Annotated in this window: 14 protein-coding genes; 11 read left to right on the forward strand and 3 right to left on the reverse strand. The window is 72.9% G+C overall.

Annotation, left to right across the window (positions count from 1 at the left end; genetic code table 11):
* Positions 1-239: 239 nt before the first annotated feature.
* On the reverse strand, positions 240-1,688 hold the full coding sequence (locus VGL20_08875; GenBank protein HEY2703789.1) for an ABC transporter substrate-binding protein: 1,449 nt from the start codon (positions 1,686-1,688) through the stop codon (positions 240-242).
* Positions 1,689-1,959: 271 nt separating this feature from the next.
* On the opposite strand from VGL20_08875, the gene VGL20_08880 reads away from it, so the two are divergent.
* The 9 genes from VGL20_08880 to VGL20_08920 all read left to right on the forward strand — a co-directional run bounded on the left by VGL20_08880 (position 1,960) and on the right by VGL20_08920 (position 12,727).
* The gene (locus VGL20_08880) at positions 1,960-2,433 is read left to right on the forward strand and encodes a hypothetical protein (protein HEY2703790.1); all 474 of its coding nucleotides are present in this window, start codon (positions 1,960-1,962) and stop codon (positions 2,431-2,433) included.
* On the forward strand, positions 2,433-3,584 hold the full coding sequence (locus VGL20_08885; GenBank protein HEY2703791.1) for a hypothetical protein: 1,152 nt from the start codon (positions 2,433-2,435) through the stop codon (positions 3,582-3,584). Before VGL20_08880 ends, VGL20_08885 begins: the two co-directional genes overlap by 1 nt.
* A 149-nt stretch (positions 3,585-3,733) precedes the next feature.
* Positions 3,734-4,480, forward strand: coding sequence for a metallophosphoesterase family protein (locus tag VGL20_08890; protein HEY2703792.1), 747 nt, complete (start codon positions 3,734-3,736; stop codon positions 4,478-4,480).
* Entirely contained in the window at positions 4,477-5,679 is a 1,203-nt protein-coding gene (gene sat, locus VGL20_08895; GenBank protein ID HEY2703793.1) for a sulfate adenylyltransferase, read from the forward strand. The genes VGL20_08890 and sat overlap by 4 nt, the downstream gene beginning before the upstream one ends.
* Positions 5,680-5,688: 9 nt before the next feature.
* The gene (gene aprB / locus VGL20_08900; GenBank protein HEY2703794.1) at positions 5,689-6,159 is read left to right on the forward strand and encodes an adenylyl-sulfate reductase subunit beta; all 471 of its coding nucleotides are present in this window, start codon (positions 5,689-5,691) and stop codon (positions 6,157-6,159) included.
* Positions 6,160-6,163: 4 nt separating this feature from the next.
* Complete coding sequence (gene aprA / locus VGL20_08905) at positions 6,164-8,029, forward strand: adenylyl-sulfate reductase subunit alpha (GenBank protein HEY2703795.1); 1,866 nt, start codon at positions 6,164-6,166, stop codon at positions 8,027-8,029.
* On the forward strand, positions 8,026-9,363 hold the full coding sequence (locus VGL20_08910; GenBank protein HEY2703796.1) for an FAD-dependent oxidoreductase: 1,338 nt from the start codon (positions 8,026-8,028) through the stop codon (positions 9,361-9,363). Before aprA ends, VGL20_08910 begins: the two co-directional genes overlap by 4 nt.
* Positions 9,364-9,365: 2 nt before the next feature.
* A complete protein-coding gene (locus tag VGL20_08915) occupies positions 9,366-11,513 on the forward strand; it encodes a hydrogenase iron-sulfur subunit (GenBank protein ID HEY2703797.1) in 2,148 nt (715 codons plus the stop codon).
* A 2-nt stretch (positions 11,514-11,515) separates the two neighbouring features.
* Complete coding sequence (locus tag VGL20_08920; GenBank protein ID HEY2703798.1) at positions 11,516-12,727, forward strand: (Fe-S)-binding protein; 1,212 nt, start codon at positions 11,516-11,518, stop codon at positions 12,725-12,727.
* A 27-nt stretch (positions 12,728-12,754) separates the two neighbouring features.
* On the opposite strand, the gene VGL20_08925 is transcribed toward VGL20_08920, so the two are convergent.
* The gene (locus VGL20_08925; protein HEY2703799.1) at positions 12,755-13,759 is read right to left on the reverse strand and encodes a phosphoribulokinase; all 1,005 of its coding nucleotides are present in this window, start codon (positions 13,757-13,759) and stop codon (positions 12,755-12,757) included.
* Positions 13,760-13,964: 205 nt separating this feature from the next.
* Between VGL20_08925 and VGL20_08930 the strand changes: the two genes are divergently transcribed.
* Together VGL20_08930 and VGL20_08935 are read left to right on the forward strand one after the other, a co-directional pair.
* Positions 13,965-14,669 carry a response regulator transcription factor gene (locus VGL20_08930; protein ID HEY2703800.1) on the forward strand — a complete coding sequence of 235 codons (705 nt, stop codon included), beginning with the start codon at positions 13,965-13,967 and terminating at the stop codon, positions 14,667-14,669.
* A gap of 14 nt (positions 14,670-14,683) precedes the next feature.
* The gene (locus VGL20_08935) at positions 14,684-15,880 is read left to right on the forward strand and encodes a GAF domain-containing sensor histidine kinase (GenBank protein ID HEY2703801.1); all 1,197 of its coding nucleotides are present in this window, start codon (positions 14,684-14,686) and stop codon (positions 15,878-15,880) included.
* On the opposite strand, the gene rpe is transcribed toward VGL20_08935, so the two are convergent.
* Positions 15,858-16,565, reverse strand: a complete 708-nt coding sequence (gene rpe, locus VGL20_08940) for a ribulose-phosphate 3-epimerase (protein ID HEY2703802.1) — start codon at positions 16,563-16,565, stop codon at positions 15,858-15,860. The two genes, VGL20_08935 and rpe, sit on opposite strands and share 23 nt — an antisense overlap.
* Between the last annotated feature and the right edge of the window lie 11 nt (positions 16,566-16,576).

A 16,576-nucleotide genomic window follows, 5' to 3' on the forward strand; every position in this document is an offset into this window, starting at 1 on the left:
CCCCCCAGCGCCGGCCCGGCCATGGCGGCGCGGCAGCGACCATGTCCCCTCCTGGCGAACCTTCCTGAAGCTGCCCGACCCTTCTGACCGTCAGGGCGGGTCCCGCCGCACGCCGCCACGTGCGGCGGGACGCTGATGCTACCGCGCCCGCCGAGTTTCTGCCAGATTCGGCGTGGTCAGGCGTTCAGCGAGCGCGAAGTGCTCGCCGCCGTCCGGTGCCGGCGAGCCGGCGTGGGCGATCAGGGTTGGAAGGTCTGCCCCAGGGGCGACGCGAAGAGGGTCTGGACCACCTTGAGGCCGCCCGGTGACTGGGCGTCGGGCTGGGTGATGAAGACCTGCCGCGCCGGCGGCTGGCCGGGCTGGCTGTAGTTCAGGGGCGCGATCAGGCCCTCGGTGTCGACGGCGCTGAGGCTGCGGAAGGCCCTGAGCAGCGCCGGCCGCTCCAGCGACCCGCTCTTGCAGGCGGCGTCGAGGATCCGGTACATGATCTCGGCCTGGCCGTATCCGTAGCCCGGGCTGCTGGCGCTCACCGGCTGGTTGGGATAGGCGGCGGCGTACTCGCCGCGGACCGTCGAGGGGCCGACGCCGTCGCCGGAGTAGGGCGCGTACGACTGCACCACGTAGAAGCTGTGGGAGAGCGCCGGCCCCGCCGGCCCGGTGAGCACCGAGGGGTCGAAGGTCGGGTTGGAGCCGAGGATGGTGAGGTCGTAGTGCAGCGCCTCGGCCGCGGTGGCGACCGCCGCCACCTGTCCGGGGGTGGCGGTGATCGCCGTGAAGTGGGCCCCCGCCGCCTTGAGCGCCTGCACCGGTGCGGTCATGTCCTTGTCGGTGGAGTGGATCCGCTGCTCGACCACGGTGAGGTGGTTGGCCGACGCCGCCGCCCGGGTGCCCGCCAGGGCGTTCTCGCCGAACTCGCCCTCGAGGTAGATGTCGCCGATCCTGTCGCCGCTGTGCAGCCCCTTGTTGCGCATCAGCCACTCGACCCCGTTGATCATCTCGAGGTCGTAGGTGGTGCCGCTGATCACCATGTAGGGGTTGGTGAGCAGCCTCGACGACCACGCGACCGCCTCGGTGAGCACCTGGTCGGTGGTGATGTTCGCCAGCACCGCCTGGATCTCGGGCGAGCCCAGCAGCTCCTGGAAGGCGAGCACCTTGGGCTGCATCGCGAGGTAGAGGCCGACGGTGTTCTGGACGTTGTAGCCGTGGTCCTTGACCAGCAGGTCGACCTTGCGGCCGCAGACCCCGCCCTTCCTGTTCTGGTCCTGCCAGAAGAGCTGGCTGCCCCGGGAGACGGTCTTGCCGAAGTCGGCGAAGATGCCGGTCAGGTCGGTGAGGACCCCGAGGGTGATGGTGTCGGATGTGACCCCCGGGCCCACCGGGATCGCCAGGCTGGGCGACACCGCCTGCTCGCAGGAGGTGACCACCTTCTGGGCCTGGGCGCGATCGAGCGCGTCCTGGGCCGCGTCGGGCTGCTTGAGGATGCCGGCGCGGGCGTCGGCGAAGCCGACGTCGAGGTTGTGGTCGGCGGAGCCGTCGACCCCGGTGCGCAGGTAGTCGTAGACCGCCTGGCCGCGGGGGCCGCACTGCGGGTAGCGCGACGTGAAGGCGGCCAGCGAGCCGCCGTTGCCGCCGCAGCCGGCGAGCACGCTGATCACGGCGACGAGGAGCATGGCCCTCGACGGCTTCATGGCGACACCTCCTCCTCGGTCGTCCGACGCGCCGGCGGGGGACCCTCCCGGGCCATGACCGCCCTCCCCCCTGGGTCCAAGGGTCGCGCGAGCAGCCTCGGGCGACGCGTGGGCCGCTGGAGTCTAGGGCCTGAGGGGCACATTGGACAGCGCGATGGCGGCGGCTGACGCGTGTGTGGCAAATAGGGTCTCGACGGGCATGGCCCGCGGATGCCACCATCCCCCCCTGCCCCGCGTTCAGGCACGGCCACAGGAGGGTGGGTCCGGCGATGTGCTCGTGGTGATGGCGGGGATGGCCGCCGCCCCCCGGTTCGACGAGGTCCGGCAACTGTACGGCGCGGCCGTCCACCGCTTCTGCCTCGTCGTCCTCGGCGACGGCGACGCCGCCGAGTCGGCGGCCAACCGCACCCTGGAGGCGGCCCAGGCGGCCTACCCGGTCGACCACCCGGAGGCCTCCATGGTGCCGGTCTGGCTGCTCGGGATCGCCTGCGAGGTGGCGGGGGAGGCCCGCCGGCGCCGCCGCGCGCCCCGCCGCACCGGCTCGGCCTCGGGCGAGCTCGACGCCGCCCTCTCCGCCGCCGCCGCGCTGCCCGACCAGGAGCTCTTCGCCGCGGCGTTGCGCGGCGCCGCCGGCCTCGGCTATGCGGAGATCGGCAGCCTCCTGGGCACCTCTCCCGAGGCGGCGCGGATGGCCTGCGGCTGGGCGATGCGCCGGATCCGCACCGGAGCGGGGAGGATCGGCTGATGAGCGACGCGTTCGACGCGGACGAGCTGTGGTTCGCCCATCTCCTCGCCTCGGTGCCCACCCCCGGCTCGCTGGAGCGGCCCGCCGCCCGTCCCGCCCGGGCCCGGTCCCGTGGCCGCCGCCGCTACCGCACCCTGGCGATGGCCGGCGGCCTCGCCCTGCTGGTGGGCGTCCTCGGCGGTCTCGGCCTGGGGCTGACCCGCGCCGGCGACCACAACGCCGGCGCACCGGCCACCGGTTCGCCCGCGCCCACCGCCCGGGTCCAGCCCGCCCTGGCCGGCGACGACATCCGCCAGGACGTGGTGCTCTTCGGCGGCCGCGGCCCCGGCGGCGCGGTCCTCGCCGACACCTGGACCTGGGACGGGAAGGCCTGGTCCGCGCAGCATCCGCTGCACAGCCCCCCGCCGCGGCGCGCCGCGGTGATGTCCTCCGACCCTCGCGGCGGCGGGGTCCTGCTGTACGGCGGGATCGGAACCGATGCCGACAAGCTCGCCGACACCTGGGAGTGGGACGGCACCGACTGGCGGCAGGTCGGCCCCCCCGTGGAACAGGGACCGGGACCGCGTGCCGGCGCCCTCCTGGTGGAGGACCCGGTGCACCGTCACCTCGTCCTCTTCGGCGGCCAGGGCGCCTCCGCCCCCCGGGGCTCGACCTGGAGCTGGAACGGCACCACCTGGACCGAGGAGAGGCCGGTGGACGCACCCCCCGACTGCGCCGGGGCCTCGATGGCCTACGACGACTCCTACCGGCGGGCGGTGCTGGTGACCGGCGCCGGCTGCACCGCCGCCGGCGCCGCCGGGGCGACGTGGACCTGGGACTGGCACAACTGGACCCGGCTGAGCCCGGCCGCCTCGCCGCCCCCGGGCAACGGCCAGACCATGGCCTACGACGACGCCAGCCAGCTGCTGGTGCTCACCGTCCCCCAGGCCGGGCGCGGCTGCGGCCTGGTCACCTGGACCTGGGACGACACCGGCTGGACCCTTCGCCCCGGCGCCGGCTCGCCGGTGGGGCCGGCCGCCGCGGTCCGCGACCCCGCCACCCGCAGGCCGCTGCTGCTGCCCGCCAGCGGCGAGACCTGGCTCTGGTCCGGCGGCGCCTGGACGGTGGTGGCCGGCGTGGCGCCGCCACCGGGCAGCTGCCCGACCCCGTAGACGGCCGCGGGACTGCAGCCGCGCGGTCATCACGGTTCGCGATGGGTCGATCAGGAACTGTGTGGTCAGACTGCGGGCGATCGCCGGAAAACCGCTCCGGCGCCCCGCTAGACTGGCTGCAACGTTGCGGCCAGCCGGCGGGGGACATGGTGAGGCTCTGCGTCCTTTCGGACATCCACGGCAATCTCCACGCGCTCGAGGCGGTGCTGGAGGACGTCCGCAGCGCCGGCGGCGACATGCTGGTGGTCGCCGGCGACCTGGTGCACCAGGGGCCGCGACCGGCCGAGACCGTCGACCTGCTGCGCAGCCTCGACGGCAGCGGCCTCGGCGCCGTGCACATGATCCGGGGCAACACCGACCGCCACGTCCTCGGCGAGCCGCCGCCGCCGCCCCCGGGCCCCGACGCCGCCGGGCGGGGGGCCGGGGTGGAGTGGACTCGGGCGCAGCTCGGCGAGGAGCGGCTGAGCTGGCTGGCCTCCCTGCCCGCCGAGCTGGTGGTCGGCGGGAGGCTGGTGGTGCACGGCTCGCCCCGGGCCGACGACCACGGCATCTGGCCGGAGACCCCGGTGGCGGACTTCGACAGCCCGCTCTGGGCCGACCTGCTGCTCTGCGGCCACACCCACCACTCCATGCACCGCCGCGAGGGGCGGCGTCACATCGTCAACGGAGGCAGCGTGGCCTGGCCGCTGGACGGCGATCCCCGCCCCGGGTACGCGGTGGTCGAGGAGGCGGAGAGCGGCGCCGAGGGGGTGCGGGTCGAGCTGCGCCGGGTCGAGTACGACCGCGCCCGCACCGTCGCCGAGCTCGAGGAGCGGCGCGTCCCCCGGCGGGAGGTGGTGCGGCGCTACATCGAGACCGCCACCTGGCGCACCCGGACCGAGGAGCCGGTGCGATGAGCCTGGTCAGGCCGCACGGCCCGGCGCGGCGCCTCCAGCCGCTGCTGGTGCCCCCGGCGGAGCGCGAGGCCGAGATCGCCCGCGCCGGCTCGCTGCGGCGGCTGCCGATGACCTCGCGGGAGACCTCCGACCTGCTCATGCTCGGCATCGGCGCCTTCACGCCGCTGCGCGGCTTCATGGGCGCCGCGGACTGGGGGACCGTCTGCGACCAGATGCGCCTGGCCGACGGCACCTTCTGGCCCATCCCCATCACCCTCTCGGCGACCGACGAGCAGGCCTCCGCCCTCGCCCCCGACGAGGAGGTGGCGCTGGTCGACGGCGAGAGCGGAGAGCTGCTGGGCACGCTGCGGGTGGAGGAGCGGTACGCCATCGACCGGCTCCACGAGTGCCGCGAGGTCTTCCGCACCGTCGATCCCCAGCATCCCGGCGTCGCCAAGGTGCTGGAGCAGGGCCCGGTGAACCTCGCGGGACCGGTCCGCGTGCTCGGAGAGGGGCAATTCCCGGAGCGCTACCCGGACATCTACCTGCGGCCGCACCAGACCCGGGCCCTCTTCGAGTCCCGGGGCTGGTCGACGGTGGCCGCCTTCCAGACCCGCAACCCGATGCACCGCGCCCACGAGTACCTCGCCAAGGTCGCCATCGAGGTGTGCGACGGCCTGCTCGTCCACCAGCTGCTGGGACGGCTGAAGGCGGGCGACATCCCCGCCGAGGTGCGGGTGCGCTGCATCGACGCGCTCGTCGAGGGCTACTTCGTGCCCGGCACCTGCGTCCAGGCCGGCTACCCGATGGAGATGCGCTACGCCGGCCCGCGGGAGGCGCTGCTGCATGCGGTGTTCCGCCAGAACTACGGCTGCAGCCACCTGGTGATCGGACGTGACCACGCCGGCGTCGGCAGCTACTACGGCCCCCTCGACGCCCAGCGGATCTTCGACGAGCTCCCCGCCGGCGCCCTCGAGCTGCGGCCGCTGAAGATCGACTGGACCTTCTTCTGCTCCGGGTGCGACGGCATGGCCTCGGCGAGGACGTGCCCCCACGGACCCGAGCAGCGCCTGCTCATCAGCGGCACCCGGGTGCGCGAGATGCTCGCCTCGGGCGAGGCCGTCGACGAGCACTTCAGCCGTCCGGAGGTCCTGGCGATCCTCCGCGAGTACTACTCCGGGCTCGACGCGAGGGTCGAGGCCGGGCTCCACTCCCACTGAGGACCAAGCGTGCCCACCTATGTCAACCCGGACAAGTGCGACGGCTGCAAGGCGCTCGACAAACCGGCGTGCGCGTACATCTGTCCCAACGACCTGATGATCCTCGACATGGTGCAGGGCAAGTCCTTCAACCAGGAGCCCGACCAGTGCTGGGAGTGCTACTCCTGCGTCAAGGTCTGCCCCCAGTCGGCGATCGCGATGCGCGGCTACAGCGACGTGATGCCGCTCGGCGCCAGCCTGACGCCGCTGCGCGGCACCGACTCGATCATGTGGACGGTGCAGTTCCGCGACAAGCGGGTGAAGCGGTTCAAGTTCCCGATCCGGTCCACCGCCTGGGGGACCATCGAGCCGTACGAGGGGATGCCCGCGCCCGACTCCGCGCGGCTCGGCGATCCCCACCTGTGCGGCGAGGACGCCTGGCTGGGGGTCGACACCCTGCCCGTCCCCGCCGAGGCCGCGACCGCCGGGCCGAGGGGGTAGAGAGATGGAGGCGCCCGCGCTGGAGGTGGTCGACACCGACCTGCTGATCCTCGGCGGTGGCATGGCGGGCTGCGGCGCCGCCTTCGAGGCCGGCTACTGGGGCCGCGACAAGGGCCTCCGGGTGACCCTGGTCGAGAAGGCGGCGGTGGAGCGGAGCGGCGCGGTGGCCATGGGCCTCAGCGCGATCAACTGCTACATGGGGATGCGGCACGGCGAGAACCAGCCCGAGGACTTCGTGCGCTACGTGCGCAACGACCTGATGGGCCTCTGCCGCGAGGACCTCGTCTACGACATCGCGCGCCACGTCGACTCGACCGTCCACATGTTCGAGAAGTGGGGCCTGCCGATCTTCAAGACCGAGGACGGGCGCTACAAGCGCGAGGGCCGCTGGCAGATCATGATCCACGGCGAGTCCTACAAGCCGATCGTCGCCGAGGCGGCGAAGAAGGCGATCGGGGCGGAGAACGTCTACGAGCGCCTCTTCGTCTCCCACGTGCTCACCGACGAGGCCACCGGGCGGGCGACCGGCGCGGTCGCGTTCAGCGTCCGCGAGCACAAGGTCTACGTCTTCCGGGCGCGGGCGGTGATCTCCAGCGCCGGGGGCGCCACCGGCGTGTTCCGTCCCCATGCGGTGGGGGAGGGTCTGGGGCGGATCTGGTACGCCCCCTGGAACACGGGGTCGGCGTACTCGCTGGCGATCAAGGCCGGCGCCACCATGACCCAGATGGAGCACCGGCTGGTGGTCACCCGCTTCAAGGACGGGTACGGGCCGGTGGGGATGTGGTTCCTGCTCTTCAAGGGGAAGGTGAAGAACGCCTACGGCGAGCTCTACGAGGACACCCAGCAGAAGGCGATCGCCCCCTACGCGCCCTACGACAAGGTGCGGCCGATCCCCACGCCGCTGCGCAACCACCAGATGCTCACCGACCGCGCCGAGGGCAGGGGCCCGCACTACATGCGCACCGACGAGGCCCTGCAGGCGCTCACCATGGGGCTCGACCCCAAGGCGGTGCGCGAGATCGAGAGCGACGCCTGGGAGGACTTCCTCGACATGACGATGTCCCAGGCGCTGCTCTGGGCGTCGCAGAACATCGACCCCGCCAAGGTCCCCTCGGAGCTCACCCTCACCGAGCCCTACCTGATGGGCTCGCACTCGTCGGCGACCGGCGCCTGGGTGAGCGGTCCCGAGGACCTCGCCCGCGACGGCTACTTCTGGGGCTACAACCGCATGACCACGGTGCCGGGGCTCTTCGCCGCCGGGGACGGCGTCGGCGGCTCGGCGCACAAGTTCTCCTCGGGCTCGTACACCGAGGGACGGCTGGCCGCCAAGGGCGCGATCTCGTACATGACCGACAACCCCGGCAGCTTCGAGCACGACCCCGCCCGGGTGGAGGAGATCACCGGCGAGCTGTTCCAGCCCTACCGGGTCTTCGAGGAGGCGCACGGCTCCTCCACGAAGGAGGACATCAACCCGAACTACTTCTATCCGAAGCAGGGTCTCCACCGGCTGCAGAAGATCATGGACGAGTACTGCGCCGGGGTTGGGGCCAACTACATCACCAACGAGCCGACCCTGCGCCGCGGCATGGAGCTGATGGAGGTCTTCAAGGAGGACATGGCGAAGGTCGCCGCCCGCGACCGCCACGAGCTGCTGCGCTGCTGGGAGCTGCGCGACCGCATCTGGTGCGCCGAGGCCCACATGCGCCACATCCTCCACCGCGAGGAGACCCGCTGGCCCGGCTACTACTACCGGATGGACCATCCGAAGATCGACGACGAGAACTGGAAGGTGTTCGTCAACTCACGGTTCGACGCCGGCAACGGCGGGTGGAAGATGTCGACTCATCCCTGCCACACCCTGGTGCCGTGAGCAGCGTCGCCGAGGTCGCGGCCGGGCCGGACGTCTCCGGCTCGGGCCACGACGCCGTCCTCGTCGTGGGCGGCGGGATCGCGGGGATCACCGCCGCCCTCGAGGCCGCCGAGGCGGGGATGTCCGTCTACCTGGTCGAGCGCGCCCCCCAGCTCGGCGGCCGGGTGGCGCAGCTGGCCCGGTACTTCCCCAAGCTCTGCCCCCCCACCTGCGGGCTGGAGATCAACTACCAGCGGCTGCGCGACAACCGCGCCGTCCGCCTGCTCACCACCACCGAGGTGGAGTCGATCTCGGGAGGGCCGGGCGCGTACGCGGTGCGGCTGCGGGTCGAGCCGCGCTTCGTCACCGACCGCTGCACGATGTGCAACGCCTGCGCCGAGGTCTGCCCCGTCGACCGGCCCAACGCCTTCGACTACGGGATGAGCACCACCAAAACGGCCTACCTGCCCCACGAGGCCGCCTACCCGGCGAGGTACGCGATCGACGCCTCGACCTGCCTCTTCGACGAGTGCGCGAAATGCGTCGACGCCTGCGCCTACGGGGCCATCGACCTCCACATGCAGCCCGAGATCGTGGAGCTGCGGGTGGGCGCGGTGATCATCGCCACCGGCTGGCGCCCCTACGACGCCCGGGCGATCACCAATCTCGCCTTCGGCCACTCGCCCAACGTGATCACCAACGTGATGATGGAGCGGATGGCGGCGGAGAGCGGACCGACCGGGGGCCGCATCGTCCGCCCCTCCGACGGCGCACCGGTGCGCAGCGTCGCCTTCATCCAGTGCGCCGGGTCGCGCGACCGTCTCCACCTGCGCTACTGCTCGAGCATCTGCTGTCTCGCATCGCTGAAGGAGGCGAGCCTGGTGCTCGATCGGAACCCCGACGCCCAGGTGCACGTCTTCTACATCGACCTGCGCACCCCGGGCACCTACGAGGCCTTCGCCGCGGGGGTGCTCGGCCATCCCCAGGTGCACGCGGTCAAGGGCAAGGTCGCCGACATCCTCGAGGACCCCGCGACCGGCGAGCTCGTCGTCGTCGCCGACGACATGGTCGGGGCGGGGATGAGCCGCACCCGTGTCGACCTCGTCGTGCTCGCGACCGGGATGGCGCCGAGCCTCGGCGACGCCCCCACCGCCGGCGTCGACCTCGACGAGGACGGCTTCGTCGTCGAGGGAACCGACGCCGATGGCATCCTCGTCGCCGGCTGCGCCCGCGCCCCGGTCGACGTCGCCACCGCCACCGTCGACGCCACCGCGGCGGCGATGCGCGCGATCGCCCTGGTGCGGCGCAGCCCGGCGGGGGTGAGCGGGGGCGTCCCCCGCCGGAGGGAGAGCTGACGATGGCGGCGCGGAAGACGGGCGTCTACGTCTGCGAGGGCTGCGGCATCGGCGAGTGCGTGAGCAGCGCGGCGCTGCTCGAGAGCGCCGCCGGCGAGGCCGGGGTCGCGGTGACCCGCACCTCACGGGCGTTCTGCCTCGAGGACTCGGCGCGGATCCGCGAGGACATCGAGAGCGAGGGGCTGGAGGCGGTCGTCATCGCCGCCTGCTCGCCGCGGGTCAACCGGCAGGTGTTCGACCTCCGGCCGGCGATGGTGCGGCGGGTCAACCTCCGCGAGCACGTCGCCTGGAGCCAGGCGCCGCAGGACGAGGCCACCCAGGAGCTGGCCGACGACCTGCTGCGGATGGGGATCGCCGCCGCGCAGCACACCACCCCCCCGGTGGCCCGCATCGAGGACTGCGAGCGCCGCGTGCTCGTCGTCGGCGCCGGGCCGGCGGGGTTGAGCGCCGCGCTCAGCGCCGCCGAGGGTGGCTACGCGGTGACCCTGGTGGAGCGCGAGGCAGAGGCCGGCGGCTTCCTCCGCCGCCTCCACCGCGGCTGGGCGGCCCGCGGGTCGCTCGAGCCGGTCGACGTCGACGGCCTCGTCGCCCGGGTGCTCGACCACCCCTCGGTCACCCTGCGGACGGGCACCACCGTCGGCGGCGTCGAGGGCCAGCCGGGGCGGTTCGTGGCGACTCTCGAGGGCCCCGACGGCGCCGAGACCGTCGAGGCCGGCTCGGTGGTGATGGCCACCGGTTTCGAGCCGGTCGCCGCCGCGAGCTTCGCCGCCTACGGGCTCGGCGAGAACCCCGACGTCATCTCCTCGGTGGAGATGGAGGACCTCTGCCGCGGCGGCGGGCTGCTCCGCCCCTCCGACGGCCGGCCGGCGCGACGGGTGGCCATCCTCGCCTGCGACGGCCCTGCCGACACCGCCAACCTCCCCTACACCGGCAACGTCACCAGCATGACCGCGCTGAAGCAGGCGATGTACGTCCGCGAGCGCGATCCGGAGGCCGAGGTCTACCTGGTCTACGAGGACATGCAGACCCCGGGGCGCGACGAGCTGTACTACCGGCGGGTCCAGGAGGACCACGGCGTCTTCCTGATCCGCGGTCAGGTGCGCGCGGTCGAGCCGGCCGGGATGAACGGCGACGCCCACCTGCGGGTGACCGCGCGGAACACCGTGCTCGCCGGCGACGTCACCCTCGAGGCCGACCTGGTCGTCGTCCAGCAGGGCATGGTGCCGGCCTCGGCGCTGCCGGCGGGGAGCGCGGCGCTCTCGCTCGGCTACCTCCAGGGCGGCGCGATGCCGACCGGCCGGGCCGGCTTCGCCGACTCGAACTTCCTCTGCTTCCCCTACGAGACCCGCCGCACCGGCATCTACTCGGCGGGCTGCGTCCACCGCGCCCAGGACATCGGCCAGAGCCGCCGCGACGGCGCCGCCGCCGCCCTCAAGGCGATCCAGGTGGTGGAGAAGGCGGCGTCCGGGCAGGCGGTGCACCCCCGGGTCGGCGAGCTCGGCTACCCGCAGTTCCTGATGAGCCGCTGCACCGCGTGCGGCCGGTGCACCCAGGAGTGCCCGTTCGGCGCCCTCGAGCTCGACGCTCTGCGCCACCCGGAGATCAACACCAACCGCTGCCGCCGCTGCGGCATCTGCATGGGCGCGTGCCCGGTGCAGGTGATCTCGTTCCCCGACTACTCGGTGGAGCAGATCTCGGCGATGCAGAAGGTCATCAGCCTTCCCGAGGATGACGAGGACCGGCTGCGCGTCCTGGTCTTCGCGTGCGAGAACGATGCCTACCCCGCGCTCGACATGGCGGGCATCAACCGGCTGCGGCTGCCGGTCGAGCTCCGGGTGGTCCCGGTGCGCTGCCTCGGCTCGGTGAACGCCGTGGTGGTCGCCGACGCGGTCCAGCGCGGCTTCGACGGCGTCGCCCTGCTCGGCTGCCGGTCGGGCCCCGACTACCAGTGCCACTTCATCCAGGGCAGCGAGCTGCTCGGCAAGCGCATGGACAACGTGCGCGAGACCCTGGGGCGGCTGGCCCTGGAGGAGGAGCGGGTGCAGGTGCTCGAGACCTCGATCGCCGACGCCCGCCGGCTGCCGGGGGTGCTCGGGGGCTTCGTCGAGCAGATCCGCGCGCTCGGCGCCAACCCGATGAAGGGGTTCTGAGCATGAGCACCGTGGAACGCCCGGCGCCCGCCCCCATGGCCCTGCGTCCCGACGGCGGGTTCCTGCGCGACCTGATCGAGCGCGCCGGCGACTCCTTCAAGCGCTGCTACCAGTGCGGCACCTGCTCGGTGGTCTGCCCCTTCGCGTTCGCGGGCACCGGGCTGCCCCGGCAGGAGATGGCGCTGGCGCAGTGGGGGCTGAAGGACGCGCTGCTCGACAGCCCCAACCTCTGGCTGTGCACCACCTGCGGAAACTGCGCGCGGCTCTGCCCCCGCGAGGTCGACATCCCCGGCACCATCCGGGCGGCGCGCGAGCTCCAGGTGCTCGAGCGGGGCACCACCCCCGAGCTCACCACCGCGTTCGAGAACACCAGCCGCCACGGCAACCCGCTGGGGCTGCCGGCGCGGCGGCGGGCCGACTGGGCCGGGGGCGCCGGCGTCGCGGTGCCGGTCATCTCCAGGGATCGACGTCCGGTCGACGTGCTCCTCTGGGTCGAGTGCTACTGGGCGTACCACCCCCGCGGCAACAGTGCCGCGCAGGCGACGGCACGGATCCTCACCGCGCTCGGCGTCGACTTCGGCATCCTCGGCGTCGAGGAGCGCTGCGTCGCCGACTCCCAGCGGCTCGCCGGCGAGACCGGCATCTTCGAGGAGGCGGCGGAGCGGAACCTCGAGACCCTGCGCGGCCACGAGTTCTCGATGCTCGTCACCCCGGATCCCCACGCGTACAACGCCTTCCGCAACCTCTACCCGGCGCTCAACGGCGGCGTCGCCCTGCCCGTCCAGCACTACACCCAGTTCCTGGCGGGACGGATCGGCGATCTCGAGCTCCGGCCGGTGGCGCCGCGGCGGGTCACGTTCCACGACCCCTGCTACCTGGGACGTCACAACGGCGAGTTCGAGTCGCCGCGCCGGCTGATCGAGGCCATCCCCGGGCTGACCCTGACGGAGATGGCCCACTGCCGGGCCAACGGCTACTGCTGCGGCGGCGGCGGCGGCGGGATGTGGAACAGCTCGTTCGTCAGGGAGCACGCCGAGGAGCGGCTCGCCGAGGTGCGGGTTCGCGAGGCGGTCGCCACCGGCGCCGAGGTGCTGGCGGTGTGCTGCCCGTTCGAGGTGTCGCTGTTCGAGGATGCGGTGAAGAGCACGGGCAACGAGGGGGCCCTGCTGGTGCGGGACATCGCGGAACTGCTGGACGAGTCGCTCGCAGGCTGAGGGCGGCGGCACCGTCCGGAGGTGCGGTTACGCCTCCCCGTCCTGGATGAGCCTCAGCAGGTGATACAGCAGCACCAGCTGGGTCAGGGCCAGGGGCTCGCTGCGCTGGGCGCCCTCGAGCTGGCCGAGCGAGGTGGGCACCGGGTCCTCCTCACCGAGGAGGTTCCAGATGTGCCGCTCGACCTCGGCGCTGTGCTCCTTGGGCGCATGCCCGTGGACGTGCAGGGCGTCGACCGGCTTGCCGTCCTCGTCACGCACCAGCTTGAGGTGGATGGCGCGGCGGTTGTCGTCGGTGAGCACCGTGGAGAGGTCGGGGTGGCGGATGGTCGGCCGCAGCAGCAGCGTGGCGCTGAGCGGATGGTCGCTGCCGCCGGTGGCGGGGCGGCCGGGATGGGTGTGCCCGTTGGCGCCGTTCGAGTTGTGCTGGAGCGGGGCGAACTGCACCACCACGTCGGCGTCCCGGCGCTGGGGGCGGATGAACTGCGCCGACTCGGGCTCGCGGCGGGTCAGCTCGGCGAGCACCTGGCCCACCGAGTAGCCGCGCTTCCGGCAGTCGCGGTCGATCTTCCAGCCCTGGCGGATCTCCTCGGGCGGGTCCATGTAGACGGTGACGTCGAAGCAGGCGCGGGCCAGCTTGGTGGAGATCGGCAGCAGGCCCTCGACGATGACGATGTCGCTGGGCTCGATCAGCTCGGGGCGTCCGAAGGTGCCGCTGCGGTGGTTGTAGACCGGCTTGAGGATCGGCTGGCCGGTGGCGAGCAGCTGCAGGTGCTGCTCCATGATGTCGATGTGGTTGCAGTCGGGGTGGAGGGGGGTGAAGGGGAGGTGCTTGCGCTCCTCCCGGTCGTAGCGGTGGTAGTCGTCGGCGCACACCGCGGTCACCCGGAGGTGCCGGAGTGCCTCGACCAGGCCCGCGGTCAGCGTGGTCTTGCCCGAGGCGCTGTCCCCGGCGATGGCCAGCATGACGGGGCGACGGGTGCGCACCGTCGTAGCGCTCCGCGCACGCCGCATGGCCATCAGCTTCTCGGGCATACCCACTCCTCCTCAGCCTGTGCTGACGACGTTACCGCCGCGCTCCCGTCGAATCCTCCCCCACAGGGGGGAATGAGGCGGGGATGCCGTGGAGCCCCATCGTCGCACGCCGTCGGGGCGCCGTCGACGGCGCCCGTCGGGAGAGCTACAGTGGACTCGCGTGGCCGCCCTCGCGGCACGTCAGGGGAGCTTGATGTCGGGGACGGTGGAACAGCCTGCCGCCACGCCGGAGGCGGCGGCGCCGGCGCCCGCGCCACGGGTGCGGCTGCGCGTGCTGCTGGTCGACGACCACCAGATGGTGATCGACGGCCTGCGTGCCATGCTCGCCAACTACCCAGGCCGGGTCGAGGTCATCGGCGACTGCAGCACCCTCGAGGGGGTGCTCGCCCGGCTCCGCACCGACCCGCCCGACGTGGTCCTGCTCGACGTCCGGCTGCGCGGCCAGAGCGGCCTGGACATCTGCAGCGAGGTGGTCCGCGCCCGTCCCCAGACCAAGGTGGTGTTCCTCACCGTCTACGACTACGAGCAGTACCTCTTCCAGGCGCTGCGGCTGGGGGCGGCGGGCTTCCTGCTCAAGCGGGTGACCGGTGCCGAGCTGGTCGACCACCTGGAGCGAGCCCGGGACGGCGAGATCGTCATCGACCCCTCGATGGCGGGGCGGGTGGCCCTCGCCGCGGCCCGGCTCCAGAGCGGCGAGTTCTGGCCCGGTGCCCACCTCGGGCTCAGCCAGCGCGAGAGCGAGGTGCTCCAGCTCATGGTCGGCGGGCTCAGCAACCGGGCGATCGCCCAGCGCCTCTTCGTCGGCGAGGAGACGGTGAAGAGCCACACCCGCTCCATCTACCGCAAGCTCGAGGTCGGCGAGCGCGCCCAGGCGGTCGCCGTGGCATTGCGCGAGGGCCTCTTCCACTGAGCGTCGAGGAGGCCGTGCCGGAGCTCCCCTCCCCCGAAGCGCAGGAGGAGAACGAGCTGCTGCGGCGGATCATCGCCACCTTCTCGGCCGGGCTCGACCTCGAGGGCACGGTGCGCCGGCTGGCCCGGCTGATGATCGAGGTGACCGCCGCCGACGTCTGCTTCGTCCACGTCCTCGACGAGACCGGCCGGCGGCTGGTGCTCGCCGGCGGCACCCCGCCCTTCGACGAGCTCGCCGGCACCATCGAGCTCGCCGTCGGCGAGGGGGTGGCCGGCTGGGTGGCGCTGCACGGCGAGCCCGCCGTCGTCGAGGACAAGTGGAACGATCCCCGCTATCGGTACTTCCCCGAGCTGCGCGGCGAGAACTACGCCTCGCTGCTCTCGGTGCCGATGATCAGCCGCCCCGGCCACCTCGTCGGGGTGCTCAACGTCCACTCCGAGAGCCGCCGCCATTTCTCACCGGACAAGGTGATCCTGGTCGGCCACGTCGCCAACCTGATGGCCGGCGCGGTCGAGAACGCCCGCCTCTACACCCGGCTCGCCGAGCGCGAGGAGGCGGTGGAGCGCTTCGCCCAGCACACCCTCGAGCTCCAGGAGGCCGAGCGCCAGCGGCTCGCCGCGGAGATCCACGACGGCATCAGCCAGCGGATCGTCAGCCTCCACTACCACCTCTGCGCGGCCGCCGAGACGCTGCCGCCGGAGAGCGCCCGGGTCGCCACCCAGATCAGCGCCGCCCGCGACCTCGCCGCCGCCGCCCTCGACGAGGCCCGCTCGGCGATCGGCGGGCTGCGGCCGCCGCTGCTCGACGACCTCGGCCTCGGCGCCTGCCTCCGCGGGCTGGCCCGGGACCTGCCCCCGGGGATCTCCGCCGACGTCGAGGTGGACACCTCCGACCTCGACGCCCACGTGGAGACCGCGATCTACCGGATGGCCCAGGAGGCGCTCCAGAACGTGATCAAGCACGCCGGGGCGAGCCACGTGCGCATCGAGCTGCGCTCGCTCCCCCACGTGGTGCGGGTGCTGGTGGTCGACGACGGGGTGGGCTTCGCTCCCGAGGCGGTGGTGGGGCAGCCGGGGGGCACCCGCTACGGGCTCACCGGCATGCAGGCGCGCGCCGACCTGGTGGGGGCGGAGCTGCGAATCGACTCCACGCCGGGCAGGGGCACCCGGGTCAGCATCACCGTGCCGGTCAGCGAACCGCTGCGTCGGTGAGCCCGGCGCCGGCGCTCAGCACCGCCTGACCCCCGGCCGCGGGGCCGTCGGGATGGCCGAACACCGCGGTGCCGGCGACCAGCACGTTGGCTCCCGCCTCCACGCAGGCGCGGGCGTTGGACGCGTCGACGCCGCCGTCGACCTCGATCTCGGTGTCCAGCCCCTGGCGGTCGATCTCGGCGCGGACCCGCTCGACCTTGAGCAGGGTGCGGGGGATCAGCTTCTGGCCGCCGTAGCCGGGGTTGATCGTCATCACCAGCGCCAGGTCGCAGACCTCGAGGATGTCGTCGAGGTTGGAGGCCGGGGTGCTGGGATTGATGGCGGCGCCGCTGCGGCAGTCGAGGGCGCGGATCGCGGTGAGGGTGCGGTGGAGGTGCGGGCACACCTCGTAGTGGACCGTGATCGCGTCGGCGCCGGCCCGGGCGAAGGTCTCGAGGTGGCGGTCGGGCTCGATGATCATCAGGTGGAGCTCGAGCGGCAGGGTGGTGATCCTCCTCAGCGCCCGCACCGTGTCGGTGCCGAAGGTGAAGTTGGGGACGAACACGCCATCCATGACATCGACGTGGAGCCGCTCGGTGCCGCTGCCCTCCAGCGACCGCACCGAGTCGGCGAGGTGGGCGAAGTCGGAGGCGAGCAGGCTCGGGGCGAGGTGGATGGCGTCCCTGCAGGGTGTCCAGCGCGGCATCCGCCGATCAT

It is taken from the genome of Candidatus Dormiibacterota bacterium, from assembly GCA_036495095.1.
In the GTDB taxonomy this organism is placed as follows: Bacteria; Chloroflexota; Dormibacteria; order Aeolococcales; family Aeolococcaceae; genus CF-96.

Bases quoted from the DNA above. Each gene is read 5' to 3' on its own strand.
- sat (HEY2703793.1), top strand. From the start codon at position 4,477: ATGAGCCTGGTCAGGCCGCACGGCCCGGCGCGGCGCCTCCAGCCGCTG.
- VGL20_08915 (HEY2703797.1), top strand. From the start codon at position 9,366: ATGGCGGCGCGGAAGACGGGCGTCTACGTCTGCGAGGGCTGCGGCATC.
- aprA (HEY2703795.1), top strand. From the start codon at position 6,164: ATGGAGGCGCCCGCGCTGGAGGTGGTCGACACCGACCTGCTGATCCTC.
- VGL20_08925 (HEY2703799.1), bottom strand. From the start codon at position 13,759: ATGCCCGAGAAGCTGATGGCCATGCGGCGTGCGCGGAGCGCTACGACG.
- VGL20_08875 (HEY2703789.1), bottom strand. From the start codon at position 1,688: ATGAAGCCGTCGAGGGCCATGCTCCTCGTCGCCGTGATCAGCGTGCTC.
- rpe (HEY2703802.1), bottom strand. From the start codon at position 16,565: ATGCCGCGCTGGACACCCTGCAGGGACGCCATCCACCTCGCCCCGAGC.
- VGL20_08920 (HEY2703798.1), top strand. From the start codon at position 11,516: ATGAGCACCGTGGAACGCCCGGCGCCCGCCCCCATGGCCCTGCGTCCC.
- VGL20_08885 (HEY2703791.1), top strand. From the start codon at position 2,433: ATGAGCGACGCGTTCGACGCGGACGAGCTGTGGTTCGCCCATCTCCTC.